The sequence below is a fragment of the Longicatena caecimuris genome (genome assembly GCF_018406465.1).
Taxonomy (GTDB): Bacteria; Bacillota_I; Bacilli_A; order Erysipelotrichales; family Erysipelotrichaceae; genus Longicatena; species Longicatena caecimuris.
This window is the reverse complement of the sequence record NZ_AP024510.1, coordinates 743,723-764,513: the sequence shown is the minus strand read 5'-3', so window position 1 is coordinate 764,513 and position 20,791 is coordinate 743,723. Positions and strand designations below refer to the sequence as shown.

The following is a 20,791-nucleotide window of genomic DNA, read 5'->3' as shown; positions in this document are numbered from 1 at the left end:
CTCCTTATTCCTTAATAAATTGTTGGATGCCATGGGTTTGGGCAATGGCATAAAATTGTTCCATTTGTTCATTTGTATACAGCTTAGGATTTTCATTAAAACAATATTCCATATCCAGATAGCTATATTTGGCTTTTGCTAATGGATTGTAATTTAACAGTTCATAGCGCACCTTGGAATAGCAATTGCTGATAAAGGTGGAAATAGCCGCAATGTTGTCTGGTCTAGCGGTAAGTTTAGGAATCAATGGTGTACGTATGGTTACAACATCTTTTTTCTCACTCTGTAACAGAAAGGCGATGTTTTCTTTAATTTGCTTATTGTCAACACCAGTATAGCTTTTGTGCAAAGCACTGTCAAATACTTTCAAATCCACGTAAATCTGATCAAGATATGGCAATGCCTGTTGGATGATTTCCCAATTTGTATAAAAGGAAGATTCAATTGCCGTATGCAGCTGCTTTTTCTTACATTCTTTTAAAATCTCAATCAAAAATTCGTGCTGTAAGAAAGGTTCTCCACCGGAAATTGTAATACCGCCTTCCCTTTGAAAAAAGACTTCATCTTTTAATAGCTCTTCCATCACTTCTTCTACCGTATAACTGCGACTATCAAACTGCATCGCACGGGTAGGGCAGGCATCAACAATGCGTTCCCAATCTTCTTGCGCTTCTCGCTGTAGGCACACATGCTGCTGCTTTATGGTGACACCGCCATGCTTGGCGCATTGTACACAACTGCCGCAATGCAAACATTTGTTTTCCATATATAAGACTTGCGGCTCTTTTTTTAAGCCTTCTGGATTTTGGCACCAGACACAGCGTAAGGGACATCCCTTTAAAAACAGCGTTGTCCGAATGCCCTTCCCATCATGTGTCGCAAAGCGTTTGATATCAAACACATTGCCTCGACATTCAGACGTTGTCATAGCTTGTTCGCGCAATGATTTCATTTTGCAGCTCACCTGCCAATTCGGTAAAATATGCCGTATAGCCAGCCACACGCACGGTCAAAGAACTATATTGTTCCGGATGTTTCTGCGCGGCCAGTAAATCTTCTTTTCGCACCACATTGAATTGTACATGTGGGATTTCTAACGCTACAAAGGAGCGCAAGAAATTCGCAAATTTTTGAATACCGGTGTCTGTCTTAAAGAAGTCCGGTAAGAATTTCATATTTAATAAGCCGCCATTGCTTGTTAAATTGTTATCGATACGAGATACAGATTTCAGCACAGCAGTAGGGCCTTTCAAATCTCTGCCATAGACCGCAGACATTCCACCATCGGCTAAAGGTGTCATAGATAAGCGTCCATCCGCACTGGCACCGACATTTTCTCCCATCGGCACATGCGCACTGACCGTATACATTCCGCTATGATAAGGTCCTTTACGATAATTCGTATAAGAGCGCAGGCGCTCACGAAACTTTCTGGCCCATTTGATACCGAGTTCATCAACCCAAGCAACATCATTGCCATATTTCGGTACACGATTCAATAACATCTGGCGCATGACTTCCTGTCCTTCAAAGTTGTTATATAGTGCATTTTCCAAATCCTTAGCCAAAAGGCGTTTTTCTTCAAAGACTAGCTGTTTGATAGCTGCTAAAGAATCTGCCAAATTCGCTATCTGAATCATCTGAATACCGGATAAATTATAATGTGCTCCACCGGCGGTAACATCCATGCCTTGCTTCATGCAATCATCAATAACACTGGACAAAAAAGGTGTTGGAAGAATATCGATATGTCCTTTTTCCACCTGTTCACAACAAGGAATCATGCGATCTTCAAAATGATACAGCATCTTTTCAAAAGCCGCTTCTAATTCTTCAAAGCTTTGATAAGTGCTTAGCGAACCATAATCAGGACCCATCTGTTTACCGGTTAATACATCAATGCCATGATGCAAGGTCAATTCCAATACTTTATTCATATTGAACATTGCCGCATCGCTCCACCCCAGATTATTGCCCTGTGTCGTTAATTCCACACAGCCGACTATGGCATAATCCATAGCATCCTCATGAGAAATACCAAGTTTCTCCATTTCTTGTATAATTGCCTGATCATTAAAGAATTGCGGCATGCCACTGCCTTTTGCCACAACGCGAATGGCATGATGCAAGAGTTCATCTGAAGTATGGGTATGCAAGCGTACCGATAGATTAGGCTGAGGTAAGCCTAAATCTTCTTGTGCATCTAAGAATAGATGAGAAAGATCATTTACATAATCCTTTCCCTGGGCATCTACACCACCAATCGCAATATTGAAGCCAATCGGAAAACCGGCAAAATATTTTGCGCTGTGTTGATTGCGCAAATACACAATCTCATTAAATTTCAGCCATAAACATTCAATAATTTCCAAAGCTTTCTCTTTATCTAATCGTCCTTGTTTTATATCTTTTTCATAGTATGGATACAGCGTTTTATCCAAACGTCCCGGAGAAAAGCTACTAGCATTGCTTTCCATATGCAAAACCACAAACAGCATCCAAACAGATTGAACGGCCTCATGGAAAGATTCAGCAGGTTTTTCACTCAATTTCTTACAAATCCGCGCAACTTCAAGCATATGTGAGCGATATATTTCATCAGCAGTTGATGCACTTGATACTAATAGATCATGATAGCGCATATAGAACTTCTTTACGCCTTCCATGACTAAGATCACTGCCTCATAAAAAACTTTTTGTTCTTCCTTGCAAACAGCCAATTGCTGTTTTGCCTCCTCTAATAAACCGCTCGGCCCCTTTTCCAACCACTCTTTGACATTGGGACAAATATGCCCCTGGGCATGGTCTGTCTGATTGATTTTTACGACCTTGCCAATTGCAGATATTTCATCTCCACAGCGTTGTTTGACTACATCCTCTAAACTTTTTCCTCGCCAATAGGGAACGATAACCTCACGAAATGTTTTGATATCCTCAGGGCGTACATGAAACTTATCCTGTGGTCTGGTGGATATCGTTTCTAATTCTCGATCTACCCAGGAAATCCCGCTTTCCGGAAAAACAACCCCGTATCGTACACCCTTGGTACGATTCCCGACTATTAATTCTTCCTGTTCTACGCCGATTTCCAATTGACATAACGCATTGTACAAAGCATGTGCACGTTTCATGATGATAGGTTCTTGCTCATGTTCCTTATATGTCTGCGTAATGATCAGTGCCTGTTCAATGCTGACATAACGAGGCTGATGAAGCATTTTTTCATTTAACGTCGTAATTCTGTTGTTTTCCTTCAGATTCATTCACACATCCTCCTTATGCCTTCATTATAGTATAATTTTTCTTATTGTCAATCATTTCTTTATTACTTTTTATTACTTTTTATTGTTTTTCTACAATCGAGTAGGGTGAAATAAATCACCCTCTCACACCACCGTACGTACGGTTCCGTATACGGCGGTTCGTTTTAATTTCAAAGCGTGTCTCTCTATATAGTAATCTAAACAACTGACTAGTCCTTTTTGGGCTAGTTTTTCTTTTGATATTGCTCTTACCACACATGTTTTGGTTACTACCCATTGATAATGGTCTCCCATATACGATGTCTGTCTTGCTCTATCTTTTCTAATCCCAAGTTTTTGTAATCCCCACTGTCGCTTGCTGGGTACTTTCCACTGTTTCCATATGATTACTCGTAGTCTTGTACGAAGATGTTCATCTATCCTTGTCATATGTGTTTTCATATTACATATGGAATAGTAGTTTATCCATCCTCGTATTACTTGGTTCAGTCGTCTTATTCTTTCTTTTAAAGCCATTGTGTTCTTTCTGATTGTTAGCTGTTTTAGTTTCCTCTTAAATCGTTGTATGGAACTTGCGTGTGGTCTTGCACAATATTTCTCAGCTTTGGTATCATAATAAAATCCAAAGCCTAGATATTTTAATTTATTAGGTCTTGTAATATGCGTTTTTGTCGCATTTACTTTCAGTCCTAATTTGTGTTCAATCCACTTTGTGATTGTATGCATCACTCTGTTCGCACTGGCTCTACTTTTTACCGCTATCACGCAGTCGTCTGCGTATCTGGTAAAGTGTAATCCTCTGCTTTCTAATTCTTTGTCTAATTCATTTAGGATAATATTACTTAATAATGGCGATAGGTTTCCACCCTGTGGTGTTCCCTTTTCACTCTTTTCATATTTTCCGTTTATCATGATACCTGCTTTAAGATATTTTCGTATGAGCGACTCTGTATCTCCATCATTTATGATGATGTGTACATAACTCATCAATTTATCCTGTGGCACGTTGTCAAAGAATTTCTCTAAGTCAATGTCTACTATCCATTCATATCCATCATTGATATATTCCAATAATTTATTTATGGCCTGCTCACAACTCCGATTTGGTCTGAATCCATAACTATAATCCGAAAAGAACGTTTCACATATTGGGCTTAATACTTGTACCATTGCCTGCTGGATGATTCTATCCATTACCGTTGGTATCCCCAGATTTCTAGTTCCTCCATTCGGTTTTGGTATTTCAACTCGCTTTACTGGCTGTGGTTTGTACTTCCTTTCTGTGATTTCTGCTCTGATACTTTCCCAGTTTTCTTTTATATAAACATAGGCGTCCTCAATCGTTATTTCATCAATTCCGCTTGTTCCTTTATTCGCTTTTACACGTTTATAGGCTTTGTTCATATTTTCTCTGTTCAGTATCTTTTCTAATAGTTCTGACATACTTTGTGCACTCCTTTCCTTTCCGCTTTCTTACAAATCATCATACGTGTTTTGGATATTTGCTCATTTACGTTTTCACTCATATCCTTGTCTGATTATTGTAAGAAACATACATTTTGCTCGTGCGATTAAAACGTTCGGTCCTTCAGTATCTCTACCTAATATGACCTCTGCTGACTTCTCATTGTTCGTTGTTACTACTCCTCGACTGCCCGTCGTTCTACGTCTCGCCTACTGAGTCAATGAGACCTCGCGGGGTAAGTCACATATCTTTCCTCGTTTACTTATCTGATTTACGCCATTAGGTTACGGTTATCTTTTGGACTTTGATGCTTCATGCCATCTCATCCGCTAATGCCGCCTTATTATCAGCCGTCTGAATTTAATGTTCAGACTTCCTGTCCGTTAAGCCACGATTTCGCTATTGCTTCCTCTCTCCCATACCTCACGATATGAAACTTGCAAGTCGCTCTTGGGTTCGTCGATAACTACGCCCCGAGGGATTTTCACCCTAGATATGTGGCATGCCCGCCACACAGAAAAAAGCTCTCTAACAGAAAGCTTCTTCTCTATCTTATGCATAGTAAAGCTGAAGATCATGTTCTGCGAATGCCTTACATACGTCTTTTGCTGGTTGTTGATTCGTAATCACTCCAGTAAAGTCTTCCAATTCCGCATAGGTATAATTTCCTAACTGGGTGAATTTCTCTTCCTCACACATCATATAGGAATTGCGGCTGCGCTTAATGATCGCCTTCTTCATCATACCATCGTTTGCCATATAAGTCATTACCGCATTCTCATGTACGTCCACACCAACAACCCCCATGAATGCTTTATCAAAGCGAAAATTTTTCACCATCTCCATAGCCAGGCTACCAATGAAACCATCCCTGCCATAATCCAATTCACCGCCAATGAAAATGACGCTCATATCACTTTTTACCAGAAGGTTCATAACATCCAACATGTTCGTCACAATAGTTATTTTCTTCGTTCCATTATTCAATAATTTCGCAAGCTCTATATTAACTGTAGAAATATCTAAAAAAATGATATCGCCATCCTGGATCATCGACATAGCTTTTTCTGCAATCCGCTGCTTTTCTGCAGTATGCACATGTTTGCGCTGTGCCGCAATCTTGCGATGCACATTTTCTTTTACCATGACTGCCCCGCCATAGGCTTTTTTTAGTTGCCCTTTTTCTTCTAATGCTGTTAAGTCCTTACGAATCAGATCTTCACTTACTTGAAACCGTTCGCTTAGTTCTTTTACACGCACTTTTCCTTTTTCATGCAACTCTTCTAAGATGAGTGATTGACGTTCCTCTACAAACATGATATCACCTGGTATATTGTAATGACTCCTCGCCGAAGTCATGTTTAACAATACCTATTTCCTTTCTGGTAGTTTCCTTTTCTATCAGCATTATACCATGATTTATAAGAAATAATACGAATTAACGTGATAAACTAATAAAAAGCAGGAAAAGAAAATGCTATCCTAAAAAAGAATAGCACTTGTTTATTTGACGATGACATCATTGCCATTTATCTGTTCCTGTTGTTTAGCCTCATCACTGGCAATATCCAAAATTTGTTCACCATTTCTTCCATACCGGCGTACGATGCGTTTATAGTATAAGATTGTATAAAAGTTTGCAATCGCATCCAGAATCAATAAAAAGCTGAAACAATTATGTAAGAGTTTATCCTCCATGTTCACTAAGATCAAAACCATACCAATGAGCAAAGGTGCAATAGCAAATCCTAAGTTCACCTTCCATTGTGCATCTTGCAGGCGGAATAAATTCATGGAATATTGTAAACGCAACGTACTGTCTAAGACAACCAAACCACTTAATACGATAGGATAATTATCTACGATCACACTTGGCTTACATGCGACTATCACACCGGCCAATAAATACAAGACGCCGAATGAAAAACTGAATTCATTTGGCTTTAAATAATCTTTCTTAAAGAAATACACCAGTATTTGAAACAACCCGACAAGGGCGACAATGATACCGGCAATCATAAAGAAATTTAAATACTGTTCCTTTGAAATACTGTAGGATAAGACAGAAAATATCAGATAAAAGATTGATAACACTAATAATTTCCAATTTTCAATTTTAAAATTCATAGAACTTCCTCCATTTTCTATTTAGTTTGGCTGCTTTTTGGTTTTCCACAAGGAAAGATAATCGCATAGAAAGAATAACACCGGGATAAAGACGAAGAAAAGAGCAAATATCACAAAGTTTGAAGGCAATGCCAGACTTTTCATCGTATACATGATGATGGTCCCAAAGATTTTGTTACCTTTTTCATAGAAATGCGCCTCTTTCTATCCTTGGCATTATTATATCACATTCTCATGTTTATGATATTTTTATTCAGACACTATTCAATTCACTATGCGATTAAGAAAAAATTAATGCCTCTATGTTGCATAGACAAAAAAGAAACTGCGCTTACAGTTTCTCGATTGGTTTACGTTCTGCCTTTAAATTATGTGTCTTTTGGCTTCTTTTTGCCAATTCTTCATTCACTTCTTCTAAGGTGATATCCTGATCGACCATCAATACTAACAGATGATACAATAAATCACTAAGTTCATTGATCTTATCTTCTTTTTGTTGCGCAAGCGTCGCAATGATTACCTCACTGCACTCCTCACCAACCTTTTTCAGAATTTTTTCAGTTCCCTTGTTAAATAAATAGCTGGTATAAGACCCTTCTTCTCCATGCGCTTTACGCTCTTTTATGGTTTCATATAAGACATCTAACTCTTTCATAGCTCTTCTCCTTCTACATTCCGATAAAAACAGCTGTAATGACCGGTATGACAAGCTGCCCCTGTCTGTTCTACAAGTAACAGCAATGTATCGTTGTCACAATCCACACGAATATCTTTCACATGTTGGTAATGTCCGCTGGTTTCACCTTTTAGCCATAATTCCTGACGGGAGCGACTCCAATACGTAGCAAAACCGCTTGCTATTGTTTTTTGCAAACTTTCTTCATTCATATAGGCCAGCATCAACACTTCTTTAGTCGTAACATCCTGTACGATGACCGGTACTAAGCCATTGCCTTTCGCAAAATCAATCTCTATCATAAACGCACCGCAATTCCTCTCTCTTTTAGATAACGCTTGACCTGAGGCACACTCACTTCACCATAATGAAACATGCTGGCAGCCAATGCGGCATCTGCGGCATCTTCATCAAAAACTTCAGCAAAATGCTGTAAGCTGCCACAACCACCGGATGCAATCACCGGAACATCAACGATATCCCGAACCGCCTTACACAGCGCTATATCAAAGCCCTGCTTTGTACCATCGGCATCCATACTGGTTAATAAAATTTCCCCTGCTCCCAATTCTACTGCCTGCTTGACCCATGTTAAAAGATCCAAGCCGGTATCTACTCGACCGCCATTGACATATACATTCCAGCCACTACCATCTTGGCGTTTCTTTCCATCAACCGCTAAGACGATACACTGATTGCCGAAAATGGCAGCTCCCTCCTGAATCAGCTTGGGATTCTTCACGGCTGCTGAATTCAAAGAAACTTTATCAGCACCTGCTAATAACATCTTACGAATATCCTCAACACTGCGAATACCGCCGCCAACCGTGAAGGGAATAAAAATAGCACTGGCGACTTTTTCTACCACTTGCACCATAGTATCACGCTGTTCATGGGTCGCAGTAATATCAAGAAATACTAATTCATCCGCACCTTGTTCATAATAGGATTTTGCTAATTCTACAGGATCACCGACTTCCTTTAATCCAACAAAATTAATGCCCTTTACCACACGGCCATCCTTGACATCCAAACAGGGGATGATACGTTTTGTATGCATAGCTATTCCTCCTTACAAAGGGTTAATGCCTCTGGTAGTGATAAGGTTTTGGCATACATCGCCTTTCCGGTGATGGCACCATATATACCCAATTCTTTTAAGGCCTGAATATGGGTGATATCTTTGATTCCTCCAGAGGCAATGACGTTAATAGAAACACTTTCCTTTAACTTCTTTAACATTTCCAGATTAGGTCCCATCATGGTTCCATCCTTGGCAATATCGGTTACAATAATCGTTTTTACTCCTAACGCTTGCATTTCTTTCGCAAATGTCAGGTAGTAAAGCTTTGATTCACTTAACCATCCTCTGCCGCATACATAACCATCACGACAGTCAATACCAACCGCAATATGTGTTTGATAGCGCTTAATGGCTTGTTTTAGGAAAGTGCGATCTTCAATAGCAGCAGTACCTAAAATAACGCGCTCTACACCATGCTCCAAATAATATGCCACATCCTCCATGCTGCGAATACCACCGCCGACTTCTACCGGGATATGCAAGGAAGCAGCGACCTCACAAATCGGTTGCTGATTACACTTTTCTCCCTTCTTAGCACCATCTAAATCCACCATATGCAAGTATTGGGCACCTTCTTTTTCAAAGGCTTTTGCGAGATCTAAAATATTGTTTCCGACCTGTTCCTGCTTGTTATAATCCCCTTGATACAAGCGCACAGGCTTTTGTTCAATGATATCAATTGCTGGTAAAATGATCATGCAAATTCCTCCTTGAACCAACGTAATATGTTCAATCCATCTTCTCCGCTTTTTTCCGGGTGAAACTGTGCTCCTAAGATATTATCTTTACGTACAAGTCCCGGTATCTTTAAGCTGCCATAGCTGGAATATCCTAAGATATCTTCAGGGCGATAGTTCTGTGCATAATAGGAATGCACGTAATAAACAAAAGGAGCTTGACTCAGCTTATCGAAAACGGAAGCCTTTTGCATTGGTTCTAACAGATTCCAGCCGATATGTGGAATCTTTACATTCGAATCTTGCATTTTTACGATACTGCCTTGTAAAAAGCCTAAACCTTTTGTGTACGTACCTTCATAACTATCTTCAAACAACGCCTGCATACCAAGGCAGATTCCCAATAATGGTTTCTTTTTCTGCAGCACTTCTTCTTGTAGTACAGGCAATAAGCCTAATTCTTCTAAATGTTTCATACAATCGGGAAAAGCTCCCACACCCGGTAAAACCAATTTATCTGCTTGTTGTATTTGGGCTGCTTGATTGGTAATGATGCAGGCAGCGTTCAAATGATGCAAAGCGTTTTCTACACTATGCAAATTGCCCATGCCATAATCAATGATGGCAATCATTCTAACATCCCCTTTGTACTAGGCAAAGCATCCCCTATGACCTGTGTAGCTTGCCCTAATGCGCGTCCTAAGGCTTTAAAGATCGCTTCTACCTTATGATGATCATTGGTTCCATAGAAAACATTCACATGTAAGGTAATTCCTGCCTGAAACGCAAAAGCACGTAAGAATTCTTCAACCATTTCACATGAGAAAGTGCCAATCGTATCGCGTTTTAATTCACAATGGTATACCAGATAACTGCGGCCGCTGATATCCAAGCTAACATTCGCCAAGGTTTCATCCATGGGCAGATTCATAGAGCCATAGCGTGCTATTCCTCGTTTATCTTTTAGTGCCTGCTTTACACAGCTGCCTAAGATGATACCGCAATCTTCAACGGTATGGTGATCACATACTTCTAAATCTCCTTTTGCTTGCATGGTAATATCAAAACCAGAGTGAAACGCAAGCAATGTCAACATATGATCAAAGAAGCCAATACCGGTGGCAATAGCAGCCTGTCCACTGCCATCCAAGTTGACCTTACATTGAATGTTTGTTTCTTTTGTTGTCCGTACTTCTTCAGCCAATCTCATAGGTATCCTCCTTATCAAATGCCACTAGCAAATCTTTTATGCATGCATTTTCTTCTTTACTGCCAATGGTGATACGAAAACTATCATCATTCGCATAATTTCGTATTACGATGCCATGTTCTTGCAAACGTTTTAACATTGCCTGTTTGCGCTGACTGCGGCCATATAAATAATTGGCCTGTGAAGGATAAAAGGTGATAGTTTGCAGATTTGCTAATGCTTGATAGAGCTTATCACGTTCTTCACAAATCGATTGTATCAATGGTTGATATCGTGAAGCATGGCGCAATACAACCGCCCCTATCTTCTGATCAACGCTTGATATATTATAAGGCACAATATGTGGCCGCAAGGTTTGCATCATCGCTTTATTACCAATCAAAAAGCCTAAGCGCACACCAGCTAAGCCATAGGCCTTGGATAATGTACGAGTTACATACAGATTGGTATAATTGCTTGTTTCCTTAAGCATGCTGTCACGTGCAAATTCCGCATATGCTTCATCGATGACAACCGGTATACAAGGGAAAGCATCGACGATCTTTAACAGTTCATGATTGGACAAGGCATGTCCGCTGGGATTGTTAGGATTTGAAAATAAGATCATATCCACGCGCTGTTCACGCCCTTGTTCAATGAAAGCATCGACATCAAAACGACCATCCGCATCAGTCACAAACTTGACTACCTGCGTTTCTTGCATGCCGGCATAATAATCATACATGGAGAAATCCGGTTGTAAGGTATATAGTTTCTTATCTTTCCCCAGGAAATACTGAATCAGAAACCCAAGCATTTCATCACTGCCATTACCAGCCAATATACAAGCAGCATCCAGTTCCATAACTTTGCCATACGCTTCAATCAGCTCTTTGCTTGTTTCATCCGGATAGCGATGAAAGGAAAGTTTGCTGAGTTCATGTAACACTTCCTTACGCAATGCTTCATCAAGATCACAATACAATTCATTTGCATTCAACATGATCTTGCCATTCTCTTTAGGAGGTGCATAGGTTTCTACCTGTTTCATTTCTTCAACCTCACCTTCACGGCATTGGCATGCGCATCCAGATCTTCCTGTTGTGCCATACAAATAATATTATCGCCATATGCCTGAATAGCTTCTTCACTATATTGTAAATAACTGCTCTTCTTAATAAAACTATCTACCCCTAAGGCACTTGAGAAGCGAGCGGTACCACTGGTAGGCAAGACATGATTGGTACCACCGTAATAATCTCCAACACTTTCACAAGTGTAATAGCCTAAGAACACACTGCCGGCATGACGCACTTCATGAAGCAGTTGCATGGGCTGCTTTACCATTAGCTCTAAATGTTCCGGGGCGATGGCATTGGCAATTTCCACACATGCAGATAAGCTTGCACAACAAATCGCTGTACCATAATTTTTTAAGGATTGCTCAACAATTTCGCGTTTCGGCAAGACAGCAGTTTGCTTGGCTAACTCTTTATTCACATTTTCCAATAGTTTTGAAGATGTTGTCACTAAGATTGCACTGGCCATTGGATCATGCTCTGCCTGAGATAACAAATCAGCTGCTACATAAGCTGGATTAGCATCCACATCCGCAATGACTAAGATTTCACTAGGACCGGCAATCATATCAATATCCACTTTGCCATAAACTAGTTTTTTAGCTGCTGCCACAAAGATATTACCGGGGCCAACAATTTTATCCACTTTTGCGATGGTTTCTGTTCCATAAGCTAATGCGGCAATGCCCTGAGCACCGCCAACCTTATAGATTTCTGTTACTCCTGCTAATTTTGCGGCTGCGGCAATATTAGGATGTAAAGTTCCCATCTTGGATGGTGGTGTAATCATGACAATTCGCTTTACTCCGGCAATACGTGCGGGAATGGCGTTCATTAAAACGCTAGAAGGATATTGCGCCCGGCCTCCGGGAACATAGATGCCCACACTATCCAGAGGCAAGACACGCTGTCCCAAATAAATGCCCTTAGCTTTTTCAAGCAGATAGCCATGCTGCTTCTGTGCATTGTGGAAATATTCAATATTCGCTTTTGCCTGCCTCATGCTTTCCACAAATTTTGGATCTGCTTGGGCAGCCGCTTCATTGATTTCTTCTTCCCTTACTCTGTAATCTTCTAAATCAATGCCATCAAACTGTTTGGTATAACGCCTGATGGCCGCATCTTTTTCCTTTTTCACCGCATGTAATATTTCCGTAACCTTTAAGATTACTTCCGTGCTAATATCCTCACTGCGGCTATCTAAGTATTCTCGTAATTTTTCGTGATCGTTTGGATCAATTTGTCGTAACATCATTCTCACCCAAGCTTTCTTTTAAATCCTCTAATACTTGTGAAATTTCTTTTCGCTTTAATTTAAAGCTAGCTTTATTCACAATCACTCTGGCACTGATTTCACATACCGTATCAAATACCACAAGTCCATTTTCTTTTAACGTCGTACCGGTTTCCATAATATCGACAATACCATCGCAGAGTCCTAAAAGCGGTGCCAATTCCACACTGCCATCAATCTTAATCAGTTCCACATCCATGCCCTTCGCTAAGAAATATTTCTTTGCGATATTAGGATATTTGGTGCCGATCTTGACATGTCCAACTTTATCAAAAGGACTTTTTCCTTGTAATCCGGCAACGATAAACTTACATTTTCCGATTCCCAGATCCAGCATTTCATAATAATCCTTATCGCCTTCTAACAGCGTATCTTTCCCAACTACGCCAATATCTGCAACGCCATGCTGAACATACGTGATACAATCATTTGCTTTCACAAGGAAATACTGCACATCTTTTTGCGAATCCTGAAAAACCAGCTGTCTGCCTTTATTTTTCACACTTTCTATCCCATAACCGCTTTTTTCCAACAGTTTGATGGTTTCTTTCTCTAATCTTCCTTTGGTTAATGCAATCGCAATGCTCATCGTACATCCTCCTTAATCACACAGACATCCTCATACGCCTCATCCTGCAACAATTCCACGATATGGTCCTTGCGCAGTTCTTTCGCCTTTTGCAAAGCTTTTACTTTTGCCTTCATTGGATAACATAACCTAACACTTGGCTGCTTCGTCGCTACTTTTTCCAAGACCGGTAATACATAATCTAATTTTACGGAAAAGCCAATTGCCGGCATCGGACTGCCGAATTTTTCTGCCAAGGTGTCATAACGTCCTCCGCTTAAAACACTGGTTCCAATGCCTTCCACAAAGCCTTCAAATAATAAACCGCTGTAATAATTCAAATGTGGTACTTTACCTAAATCAAAGGTAATATGTTTTTCATAACCTAATTCTTTTAATTGATCATATAACTCCTTCAAACCGGCAATGATGGCTCTAAGCTTGGGATGAAAACAATAAGGCAATGCTTCTTTTAACACCTCTACATCCCCACACAACCATGGCAGCTGTAGAAAGAAAGTCTGTACTTCCTCACTCAGCGCTAAAGATTCTAAAAAAGAACTCAATTCACTCATGCTTTTACGATCAATCAAATCAGCCAGTGTTTTTATATCTTCTTCATCTAAATGTAAATCGCTGCATGCGCTATGGAAAAAATTGATATTGCCTAATTCTAAGGTATATGCATCTTGTTTCAGTTTCTCCATGACTTCACATGCACAAACAAGAATTTCCAGATCACTTTCTTCGGCACTCTGTCCCAACAATTCAATACCACAATCGGTTACTTCATTGCGCTTACCGGCAAAAGACTCCTTTACTTTATAAACGTTCGCGCAATACTGAAAACGAAACGGCGGCTTTTGATCCTTAAAACGCGTTGTGGCAACACGAACGATCGGTACGGTCATATCCATGCGAAGTGTTAAAATACGACCATTATGATCAAAGAATTTATACATCGACTCATCTTTTACGTTATCAAATCCAACCTGATATGTTTGGTAAAATTCAATAGATGGAGTAATGATTTCTTTATAGCCGTAACTATCAAATACAGCCTCGATTTCCTTCTGCAATGCTTTTTTTACACTGCATTCACCTAAAATCAAATCTCTTGTCCCTTCTGGTATGGCAAATTTTTTCATGTTTGTTCCTCCCTTGCTATCTTTCTATCCGTATGCATCTAGATGGGGATAGCATGCATCGCTTTATACAAAAAAAGCTTTCATCCAAAGGACGAAAGTTACCTTACGTGTTTCCACCTTAGTTCATTGATGCCTCACAGCACCAACCTCTTCGAGTACCAACATACTCTAGCACGATAACGGGTGCAGGGTCATTTCCGATTTCAGCTACTGAAGTTCCCTGAAACTGCTCCAAGATGTGTTCGTGAATAGTTATGCATATCTTTCTTCCACCAATGAAAGACTCTCTGTCATGTTCCCTAAACCTACTATTTCTTTTCGACGCATTCATATTCTATATCTATCTTACTTCCAAGGAATGTAAATGTCAATCATTATTTTGAAATATTTTCATTTAATCTATGAAATTAATTTACATACTGTATTCCATTTACTTCCTTTACCTCCCCTTTAAACCATAAAATGATGTTTCTACGAATGGAACTTATATTATGAATATCCTTCGATCATATAGAAATTCCAATGGTACCCATGCTATAGCAAAATGAATATACCATACGATTTCTGTATTAAAACAGCGAATGCTTTATTGTTATAAAAACCATAAACCCTATCATAAACATAGAACCTAAAAAAACCATTCCTCCTTATGACGAAATGGTTCTCTTAGGTTTTACCGCCTTTTCTCTGAAGATCGTTTCTATGATGCTATCACAAATGAGACTAGTTATTGTTTACTTTCTCTGTTACTTCTTCTTCATATGTATCTAGCAGCCTTCGTGCTTCTTGTTCATCCTCACAGCCAAAATATGCCAATGGATAACATATCCCATGTATCTGATTCAAAAAAATCTTACCAGCCAATTCCATAGGGCCCCCATACTTTGCACAGCGAATCGCTGCACGATAAACAGCAGGTTCATCCAGTGCGAACACATCCTTATCACAAGGAGCATCATCACAATCCCAACAGCCAGCAATACCTTTTACCTTGCAACAATGCTGTTGATAACAACCTGTCTTCTGCATATGCCTTGCCAGTGTTGGATCATTGGATTTACAGCCTTTGCAAAACCAAGCATCTGCACAAAGCGCACATGCCTTTCCGCAATACCCCAGATTATTCCTTACATCCTTTTCATTCATTCGTGTTACCTCTGTCTTATATCGTTATGCATTTGTTATCTTTATTATAGCATAGGCGATAGATAAAGTAAGCCATTTACTCAGCTTTTTTCATCATTTAAAAACTGTTTCAGCGTAATTAAAAAGTCACAGAAGGTTTCCTTTTGTTCATTTGAAAGACTGCGAAAAAACTGGATGATCGCAACTTCTTTTTCATCTACCTCCATTAGCTGTTTTTCTTCCATACCACACCACTCCTTCGTTTTATATAGTATAGATTTCCTTAGCAGTTGTCCATAGATAATCTGCTATAAATAGCAGATTCTACATCCTATTCACCATAATTTCTGATAATTTTACAAAAATTGTAAGTTCTTATATTAAAAAAGCTTTTCCATAATTTTATAACCATATGAAAAGAATATAGGACATGTAGAATCTTTTAGGCTCTAAGCTTTAAAGCTTGAAACATTGAATAATTTTTCTAGCTCTCTAAAGTGCTGATGAATACATCTGGTTATACTAGACATATCGATGTTTCCATAAAAAAGAAAACAGCGCCGTTGGCACTGTCACTTAATTAGTTTGCGAATCTGTTTGGCTGTCTGAATAAAATCCTTCTTCCCACAAGCATTTAATCCATCCAACAAGGCCATATACTCCAGCTCATCCTTTTCCTTAACAATACGATGTGGATTATGAAATTCCGGAATTAATAAAATCTGATTCATATTAATTTCCAACGTCAAACAGATATGGGTTAGTATATCTAATGGCGGCTGTGTATTCCCAGTCACATAAGACGAAATCGAACGTTGTGTAGAACCTACGATTCCCGCTAATTCTGATTGTGTCATATGTTTCCGTGCTAACCCTTCTTTGATCGCATAACCAATTGCTTGGTTGATCTCCGTTGTTTTTGCCATACTCCCACTCCTTAAGTATGTACATTATAAAATATTTTGATTAAACATTCTCTACGATACCAAAATAAAGAGTATTATCGTCTATTTATTTTTACAAATCCACTATAATGTATATTTTTTAGAAAGATTGTGTATATCTGCATAATTTTGCTACGCCTCACTCCTTCTTTCATGGTATACTGAATGCAAAGAAAGAAGGTGCATTATGGAGTTTTTTAAAACCTATCACGAAGTTGTGATGAAGGCGATGGAAAATGCCACAAAAACCAATGAAGATGCCATTGAAAAAGGCGCAAAACTGATGGCAGATGCTGTCCAAAATGGTCATACCTTATATACCTTTGGAACAGGCCATTCCCACATGATCGGTCAGGATGTGTACGCAAGAGCTGGTGGTTATGCAAAAATTTATCCAATCATTGAGATTGAGATGACTTTGGCAACCCATCCTACCAAGAGTACCCATGTGGAACGTACGGCAGCTTACGCTGATGTATTGGATGTGTTATATCACATAGAAGATGGAGATGTCATCATCGCCACAAGCAACTCCGGACGTAATCCTTTGGTGATTGAGTATATGATGCGTGCAAAAGCAAAAGGTGCTAAGATTATTGCGATTACTTCCTTATCTCATTCAAAGACGATCAAAAGCCGTCATGAGAGTGGTAAGCGTCTGTTTGAGTTAGCTGATGTTGTCTTAGATAATGTCGCTCCTTATGGCGATGCCGGAGTGGATATTGATAAGGAAACACGTATGGGGCCAATCAGTACGCTGACCGGATGCTATCTGGCACAATTGCTGATGGGATGCTTTGTGGAAGATTTGAAACAGCGTGGGGTAGATGCTCCCGTGTTTAAATCCAGTAATATGGATGGAGCAGACGCCTATAACCAAAAGCTGTTTGATGCCTACGTTATTAAAAAGTAGAATGCTTTGCAGGTAACAGATTCCCTGGGAGATTGAAAAGCGATTTGATCTTTACCTACATAGAAAACAAAATAGAAAAGCTGGTTGTAGACAGTAAGTGAATCCCTAAGTTTAGACATCCAAGGAAAGGAAGTCAGTAATACACTTACGAACCAGCTTTTTTTGTATGCTTTTTTTATTTAAACGATGCATGCCTTAAGCATGAAAGACAAGATAGGCGGCCCCAATCAATCCACAATCTTCATCCAATTGTGCTTTTACCACCTTCACATTATCTTTTAAGGCATCATATACTTTTTCTTTCACACGTGCTTCCATCTCTTCAATAAAGCCCTCTATCTTTAATGCTACACTACCACTTAAGACAAAGATATCCGGATCTAAAACAGCATAGAAAGTCGCCATTAAATTTGCCAAATACTCCTTGGCATCCTCCATGATCTGCATTGCTGCCACATTGCCCTGTTTTGCCAAATCATTGACTTCACCGGCATGCGCAACCGTTAAACCGGCTTCTTGTGCGCGTTTGGTAATGGCAGTACCACTGGAAATAGATTCAATGCTGCCTTTCTTTAAATCCCCTTGTGAAGGTCCATCTTTCCAAAAGATACAATTCGCAATTTCTTGGGCAAAGCCCCGGGCACCATGGAAAAGCTGTTTATCAATAGCTAAACCAGTACCGATACCTGTCGATATCGTTAAAAACTGTACATGCGAATATCCTTTTCCTGCCCCGATTGCAGCCTCTGCCAAACAAGCCAGATTTGCATCATTTTCTAAAATAACCGGCACTTGACACACTGTGGATAACTCCTTGGTAAGAGGAAGATGATGCCAGCCAGGAAGATTGGGCGGAGTTAAGACTACCCCATGTACCAGATCCAAAGGCCCCGGACAAGATACGCCAATCCCTTTTACCGTATGTCCAAAAGCGGCAATCGTATCTGCTATCCTTTGAAACGTGATAGCAGGATGAAGGGGATCTGTCGCAAACTGTTCGCGTTGTAAAACTTCATAAGCTTCATTAATCAGTGCTACTCTGGTATTTGTACCACCGATATCAATACCCACTGCATAATTCATAAATTTACCTAGTATAAGAACATCCTTCCTATACCTATCCTTTCTTTCATATTTTTTAAGTTGTACTGCCTGTTTATAAGGATTCCTTTAAAAGCTGTACTAGCAATATCCTTCTTGTGCATGTGCCACCTGCATCAGCCAAAGTATGCTTTTAGTCATAGCAATTAACATCCAGCTAAGGATCTATCTTCAGCCAAAGTATGCAATATTAGCAATTGACAAAAACCTCACCAGTAGCGCACAACATCCATCACAGCACTTAAACAGACATCTTTCACTAAGAAAAAAAGGGGACTTTCATCCCCAAAGCAGATTATTCGTAATAGCACTTCACTTTGTCGTTGGAGTTGAACAAGCGAATTTTTTCTTCGACTACTTTTCCACAAGCTTCCATTGCGTCTGGATAGATTTCCAGTGGTTCGCGATAGCCTGGATTTTCTGCCAATGTCTTACGACACTGTGTATAGAAAGCAACCTTGATATCGCTAGAAATATTGATCTTGCAAATACCATTTGCTACAGCTGCCGCAATTTCTTCATCCTTGTTACTAGATCCACCATGTAATACCAATGGTACATCTACCTGATTTGTAATGTCTTTTAAGATGTCAATGCGTAATTCTGGTTTCATATCTTTTGGATAAATACCATGTGCGGTACCAATTGCTACAGCGAAAGTATCAATACCCGTATCTTCAATAAACTGTTTTGCTTCTTCTGGCACGGTATAGATAACACCCTCCGTTCCACCTTCAATAGAATTGCCGGTAGTACCAATGGTTCCCAATTCAGATTCTACGGATACATTTACGATATGTGCGGTTTCTACAACCTTCTTTGTAATCGCTACATTTTCTTCATAAGGCAGCTTAGATGCATCGATCATAACCGAAGTCATACCGGCACGGATAGCACGTACAGCAGTTTCATAAGAATCTCCATGATCAAGGTGGATACATACCGGTACATCTGTCTGTGCTGCTTCATAGATCATTGCCTGAATCTGTGCATCTCCCACGAAGTTAAATTCATCTGGACTCATTTCCAGGATAACCGGACTCTTTAATTCTTTCACTTTCTTCATTACAACCTTTAACAGCTGGTCTGAACCGATATTGAATGCAGGTACAGCAAAGTGATTCTTCTGTGCGACTTTTAATAAGTCTTTCATATTCATTAACATAAGTTTTCGCTCCTTTTTCCCTTACAGGGATTTCCCTTGTGATTTTGATAGTTTGATGTAATGCTTAATGATTTCCTGACTGTCTTTTTCTACCTGATGCATCATTACCCAGTAATTGATGTCAGGGTCTTTTGCTAACTGTTGTTTGATACTTACGACATTGGCATTCATGAAGTCACAGCCAACGTTGATTTTATTAATACCATATTGAACACAATTTTCTATATTCTGATCCCCTGAGCCACTGCCGCCATGCAGCACCAATGGCATGTTTGTTAATGCTTTGATTTCTTTTAGACGTTCAAAGTCAAATTCCGGCACATAGCCTTTTGGATAATTGCCGTGTGATGAACCAAAGGAGATGGCTAAGGCATCCACTCCGGTTTCTTGGGCAAAACGCAATGCCTGTTGCGGATTGGTTTTCATATCCTCATTCGTAAAGTTATCCCCTGCACTTGCGCCCATGCAGCCGATTTCCCCTTCTACACTGGCGTCAAACTGTTTGGCGAAGTCAACGATTTCACGCGTCATGCGGATATTTCCTTCTAGATCATAACGTGAAGCATCGACCATAACACTGCTGTAACCATCTTGCAGGGCTTTTTTTAACAGCCCGACATCTTCACCATGATCGAAGTTTAAGGCAACTTCAACACTGGCACGGTTTGCTAACAGCTTAACGATTGGCGCAATCAATGCACTGTCACAATGATTGACCATATGCTCCTGCACAATGTTCACAATGATTGGAGCACGCAGCTCTTGTGCTGCGTTGATAACGGCACGCGCCGTTTCAATATTAAAGCAATTGATGGCCATAACGGCATAGTTGCCTTCATTGGCACGTTGCAACATGCCTTTCATAGATACGTACATAGAACCCCTTTCTGTTGAATGTCACGATTGGCACTGGTTAAGCGTAGGTCGTTTGTTTGAGAGGGCAGGAACAACCCCTTATATCGTCCCTTTCACC

The 20,791-nt window shown here is 39.8% G+C and carries 22 protein-coding genes and 1 other annotated feature; of the genes, 1 reads left to right on the top strand and 21 read right to left on the bottom strand.

Annotation, left to right across the window (positions count from 1 at the left end):
• Positions 1 to 4: 4 nt before the first annotated feature.
• The 18 genes from KJS44_RS03625 to KJS44_RS03540 form a co-directional block, all read right to left on the bottom strand.
• Positions 5 to 952, bottom strand: a complete 948-nt coding sequence (locus KJS44_RS03625) for a glycyl-radical enzyme activating protein (RefSeq protein WP_008689602.1) — start codon at positions 950 to 952, stop codon at positions 5 to 7.
• Positions 915 to 3,263: a glycyl radical protein gene (locus tag KJS44_RS03620; RefSeq protein ID WP_008689603.1), complete on the bottom strand. Its 2,349-nt coding sequence runs from the start codon at positions 3,261 to 3,263 to the stop codon at positions 915 to 917. Before KJS44_RS03620 ends, KJS44_RS03625 begins: the two co-directional genes overlap by 38 nt.
• 123 nt (positions 3,264 to 3,386) lie before the next feature.
• Positions 3,387 to 4,706, bottom strand: coding sequence for a group II intron reverse transcriptase/maturase (gene ltrA / locus KJS44_RS03615; RefSeq protein ID WP_213540199.1), 1,320 nt, complete (start codon positions 4,704 to 4,706; stop codon positions 3,387 to 3,389).
• 574 nt (positions 4,707 to 5,280) lie between these two features.
• Positions 5,281 to 6,045 (bottom strand): DeoR/GlpR family DNA-binding transcription regulator, encoded by a 765-nt coding sequence (locus KJS44_RS03610; RefSeq protein WP_017144583.1) that lies wholly within the window; start codon positions 6,043 to 6,045, stop codon positions 5,281 to 5,283.
• 186 nt (positions 6,046 to 6,231) lie between these two features.
• Positions 6,232 to 6,855: a DUF308 domain-containing protein gene (locus tag KJS44_RS03605; protein WP_008689606.1), complete on the bottom strand. Its 624-nt coding sequence runs from the start codon at positions 6,853 to 6,855 to the stop codon at positions 6,232 to 6,234.
• Positions 6,856 to 7,186: 331 nt separating this feature from the next.
• Positions 7,187 to 7,510: a phosphoribosyl-ATP diphosphatase gene (gene hisE / locus KJS44_RS03600; protein ID WP_008689607.1), complete on the bottom strand. Its 324-nt coding sequence runs from the start codon at positions 7,508 to 7,510 to the stop codon at positions 7,187 to 7,189.
• On the bottom strand, positions 7,507 to 7,833 hold the full coding sequence (gene hisI, locus KJS44_RS03595; RefSeq protein WP_008689608.1) for a phosphoribosyl-AMP cyclohydrolase: 327 nt from the start codon (positions 7,831 to 7,833) through the stop codon (positions 7,507 to 7,509). Before hisI ends, hisE begins: the two co-directional genes overlap by 4 nt.
• On the bottom strand, positions 7,830 to 8,591 hold the full coding sequence (gene hisF, locus KJS44_RS03590) for an imidazole glycerol phosphate synthase subunit HisF (RefSeq protein WP_008689609.1): 762 nt from the start codon (positions 8,589 to 8,591) through the stop codon (positions 7,830 to 7,832). Before hisF ends, hisI begins: the two co-directional genes overlap by 4 nt.
• Positions 8,592 to 8,593: 2 nt before the next feature.
• Positions 8,594 to 9,313, bottom strand: a complete 720-nt coding sequence (hisA, locus tag KJS44_RS03585) for a 1-(5-phosphoribosyl)-5-[(5-phosphoribosylamino)methylideneamino]imidazole-4-carboxamide isomerase (RefSeq protein WP_008689610.1) — start codon at positions 9,311 to 9,313, stop codon at positions 8,594 to 8,596.
• Positions 9,310 to 9,924 (bottom strand): imidazole glycerol phosphate synthase subunit HisH, encoded by a 615-nt coding sequence (gene hisH / locus KJS44_RS03580; RefSeq protein ID WP_008689611.1) that lies wholly within the window; start codon positions 9,922 to 9,924, stop codon positions 9,310 to 9,312. The genes hisA and hisH overlap by 4 nt, the downstream gene beginning before the upstream one ends.
• Positions 9,921 to 10,502 carry an imidazoleglycerol-phosphate dehydratase HisB gene (gene hisB, locus KJS44_RS03575; protein WP_008689612.1) on the bottom strand — a complete coding sequence of 194 codons (582 nt, stop codon included), beginning with the start codon at positions 10,500 to 10,502 and terminating at the stop codon, positions 9,921 to 9,923. Before hisB ends, hisH begins: the two co-directional genes overlap by 4 nt.
• Positions 10,489 to 11,532: a pyridoxal phosphate-dependent aminotransferase gene (locus KJS44_RS03570; protein ID WP_008689613.1), complete on the bottom strand. Its 1,044-nt coding sequence runs from the start codon at positions 11,530 to 11,532 to the stop codon at positions 10,489 to 10,491. The genes hisB and KJS44_RS03570 overlap by 14 nt, the downstream gene beginning before the upstream one ends.
• Positions 11,529 to 12,812 (bottom strand): histidinol dehydrogenase, encoded by a 1,284-nt coding sequence (hisD, locus tag KJS44_RS03565; RefSeq protein ID WP_008689614.1) that lies wholly within the window; start codon positions 12,810 to 12,812, stop codon positions 11,529 to 11,531. The genes KJS44_RS03570 and hisD overlap by 4 nt, the downstream gene beginning before the upstream one ends.
• Positions 12,796 to 13,443: an ATP phosphoribosyltransferase gene (gene hisG, locus KJS44_RS03560; RefSeq protein WP_008689615.1), complete on the bottom strand. Its 648-nt coding sequence runs from the start codon at positions 13,441 to 13,443 to the stop codon at positions 12,796 to 12,798. Before hisG ends, hisD begins: the two co-directional genes overlap by 17 nt.
• Positions 13,440 to 14,570, bottom strand: a complete 1,131-nt coding sequence (gene hisZ / locus KJS44_RS03555; RefSeq protein ID WP_008689617.1) for an ATP phosphoribosyltransferase regulatory subunit — start codon at positions 14,568 to 14,570, stop codon at positions 13,440 to 13,442. The genes hisG and hisZ overlap by 4 nt, the downstream gene beginning before the upstream one ends.
• A gap of 84 nt (positions 14,571 to 14,654) precedes the next feature.
• Positions 14,655 to 14,901, bottom strand: a binding site (T-box leader).
• A 392-nt stretch (positions 14,902 to 15,293) separates the two neighbouring features.
• Positions 15,294 to 15,716, bottom strand: coding sequence for a DUF3795 domain-containing protein (locus tag KJS44_RS03550; RefSeq protein WP_008689619.1), 423 nt, complete (start codon positions 15,714 to 15,716; stop codon positions 15,294 to 15,296).
• 80 nt (positions 15,717 to 15,796) lie between these two features.
• Positions 15,797 to 15,940: a hypothetical protein gene (locus KJS44_RS03545; protein ID WP_008689621.1), complete on the bottom strand. Its 144-nt coding sequence runs from the start codon at positions 15,938 to 15,940 to the stop codon at positions 15,797 to 15,799.
• 327 nt (positions 15,941 to 16,267) lie between these two features.
• On the bottom strand, positions 16,268 to 16,621 hold the full coding sequence (locus tag KJS44_RS03540) for a helix-turn-helix domain-containing protein (RefSeq protein WP_008689622.1): 354 nt from the start codon (positions 16,619 to 16,621) through the stop codon (positions 16,268 to 16,270).
• A gap of 205 nt (positions 16,622 to 16,826) precedes the next feature.
• Here KJS44_RS03540 and KJS44_RS03535 point away from each other — a divergent pair, with 205 nt between their 5' ends.
• Positions 16,827 to 17,552, top strand: a complete 726-nt coding sequence (locus KJS44_RS03535) for a sugar isomerase domain-containing protein (RefSeq protein WP_008689623.1) — start codon at positions 16,827 to 16,829, stop codon at positions 17,550 to 17,552.
• A gap of 195 nt (positions 17,553 to 17,747) precedes the next feature.
• Here the strand turns inward: KJS44_RS03535 and KJS44_RS03530 are convergent, their stop codons facing one another.
• The 3 genes from KJS44_RS03530 to KJS44_RS03520 form a co-directional block, all read right to left on the bottom strand.
• Positions 17,748 to 18,635, bottom strand: a complete 888-nt coding sequence (locus tag KJS44_RS03530) for an ROK family protein (RefSeq protein ID WP_008689624.1) — start codon at positions 18,633 to 18,635, stop codon at positions 17,748 to 17,750.
• 313 nt (positions 18,636 to 18,948) lie between these two features.
• The gene (locus tag KJS44_RS03525; protein ID WP_008689625.1) at positions 18,949 to 19,818 is read right to left on the bottom strand and encodes a ketose-bisphosphate aldolase; all 870 of its coding nucleotides are present in this window, start codon (positions 19,816 to 19,818) and stop codon (positions 18,949 to 18,951) included.
• Positions 19,819 to 19,839: 21 nt separating this feature from the next.
• Positions 19,840 to 20,694, bottom strand: a complete 855-nt coding sequence (locus tag KJS44_RS03520) for a class II fructose-bisphosphate aldolase (protein WP_213540204.1) — start codon at positions 20,692 to 20,694, stop codon at positions 19,840 to 19,842.
• Positions 20,695 to 20,791 lie beyond the last annotated feature (97 nt).

Coding starts and splice junctions, on each gene's coding strand:
- KJS44_RS03520 (WP_213540204.1), bottom strand. CDS start 20,694: ATGTACGTATCTATGAAAGGCATGTTGCAACGTGCCAATGAAGGCAAC.
- hisF (WP_008689609.1), bottom strand. CDS start 8,591: ATGCATACAAAACGTATCATCCCCTGTTTGGATGTCAAGGATGGCCGT.
- hisG (WP_008689615.1), bottom strand. CDS start 13,443: ATGAGCATTGCGATTGCATTAACCAAAGGAAGATTAGAGAAAGAAACC.
- hisZ (WP_008689617.1), bottom strand. CDS start 14,570: ATGAAAAAATTTGCCATACCAGAAGGGACAAGAGATTTGATTTTAGGT.
- KJS44_RS03625 (WP_008689602.1), bottom strand. CDS start 952: ATGAAATCATTGCGCGAACAAGCTATGACAACGTCTGAATGTCGAGGC.
- hisE (WP_008689607.1), bottom strand. CDS start 7,510: ATGAAAGAGTTAGATGTCTTATATGAAACCATAAAAGAGCGTAAAGCG.
- hisA (WP_008689610.1), bottom strand. CDS start 9,313: ATGATCATTTTACCAGCAATTGATATCATTGAACAAAAGCCTGTGCGC.
- hisD (WP_008689614.1), bottom strand. CDS start 12,812: ATGTTACGACAAATTGATCCAAACGATCACGAAAAATTACGAGAATAC.
- KJS44_RS03620 (WP_008689603.1), bottom strand. CDS start 3,263: ATGAATCTGAAGGAAAACAACAGAATTACGACGTTAAATGAAAAAATG.
- hisH (WP_008689611.1), bottom strand. CDS start 9,924: ATGATTGCCATCATTGATTATGGCATGGGCAATTTGCATAGTGTAGAA.
- KJS44_RS03610 (WP_017144583.1), bottom strand. CDS start 6,045: ATGTTTGTAGAGGAACGTCAATCACTCATCTTAGAAGAGTTGCATGAA.
- KJS44_RS03525 (WP_008689625.1), bottom strand. CDS start 19,818: ATGTTAATGAATATGAAAGACTTATTAAAAGTCGCACAGAAGAATCAC.
- KJS44_RS03540 (WP_008689622.1), bottom strand. CDS start 16,621: ATGGCAAAAACAACGGAGATCAACCAAGCAATTGGTTATGCGATCAAA.
- hisB (WP_008689612.1), bottom strand. CDS start 10,502: ATGAGATTGGCTGAAGAAGTACGGACAACAAAAGAAACAAACATTCAA.
- KJS44_RS03570 (WP_008689613.1), bottom strand. CDS start 11,532: ATGAAACAGGTAGAAACCTATGCACCTCCTAAAGAGAATGGCAAGATC.
- KJS44_RS03535 (WP_008689623.1), top strand. CDS start 16,827: ATGGAGTTTTTTAAAACCTATCACGAAGTTGTGATGAAGGCGATGGAA.
- hisI (WP_008689608.1), bottom strand. CDS start 7,833: ATGATAGAGATTGATTTTGCGAAAGGCAATGGCTTAGTACCGGTCATC.
- KJS44_RS03530 (WP_008689624.1), bottom strand. CDS start 18,635: ATGAATTATGCAGTGGGTATTGATATCGGTGGTACAAATACCAGAGTA.
- KJS44_RS03545 (WP_008689621.1), bottom strand. CDS start 15,940: ATGGAAGAAAAACAGCTAATGGAGGTAGATGAAAAAGAAGTTGCGATC.
- ltrA (WP_213540199.1), bottom strand. CDS start 4,706: ATGTCAGAACTATTAGAAAAGATACTGAACAGAGAAAATATGAACAAA.
- KJS44_RS03605 (WP_008689606.1), bottom strand. CDS start 6,855: ATGAATTTTAAAATTGAAAATTGGAAATTATTAGTGTTATCAATCTTT.
- KJS44_RS03550 (WP_008689619.1), bottom strand. CDS start 15,716: ATGAATGAAAAGGATGTAAGGAATAATCTGGGGTATTGCGGAAAGGCA.